The 523-nt window shown below is 57.4% G+C and carries 1 protein-coding gene; it reads left to right on the forward strand.

Going from position 1 to position 523, the window contains the following annotated elements:
- Positions 1 to 494: SpoIID/LytB domain-containing protein (locus NW820_RS13490; RefSeq protein ID WP_414407787.1), on the forward strand; the 494-nt coding region annotated here is incomplete at its 5' end.
- Positions 495 to 523 lie beyond the last annotated feature (29 nt).

Consider the following 523-nt stretch of genomic DNA (forward strand, 5'->3'; position numbering starts at 1 on the left):
TGGTGATGGCCATCAACTACGTGGATCTAGAAGACTATGTGGCCAGTGTGGTGGATGCAGAAATGGGATCCCGGTTCTTCCCAGAAGCCCTGAAGGCGCAAGCGGTGGCAGCCCGCAGCTACGTTCTTTACCATCGCAATTCCCGCGGTTGGTTTGATGTGTTTAGCGATACTCGCTCCCAGGTGTACCGAGGGCTTTCCCAGCGGTCGGCAGCCGCCCTGGAAGCAACACAAGCCACCCGTGGTGTGGTCATGGTGTATGGGGGTCAGTTTGTCAATGCCATGTACAGCGCCAGCAGCGGCGGCCAAACCGTCGGGGTGAGTGGGATCCCTTATTTGATGAGCTTACCGGATGTCAGCCCCTATCCCAAGTTTGGGCATGGCATTGGCATGAGCCAGTGGGGCGCCCAAGAATTGGCCCGCCGAGGCTGGACTTACCGCCAAATTTTGGCCTACTACTACCGAGGGGTCAGCTTTGCTCGTTTGCCAGAGTGAGACCTTCAGTGCCCTGATTTGCTCTGTCT

The sequence above is a fragment of the Synechococcus sp. R55.7 genome, assembly GCF_047461955.1.
Lineage (GTDB): Bacteria > Cyanobacteriota > Cyanobacteriia > Thermostichales > Thermostichaceae > Thermostichus.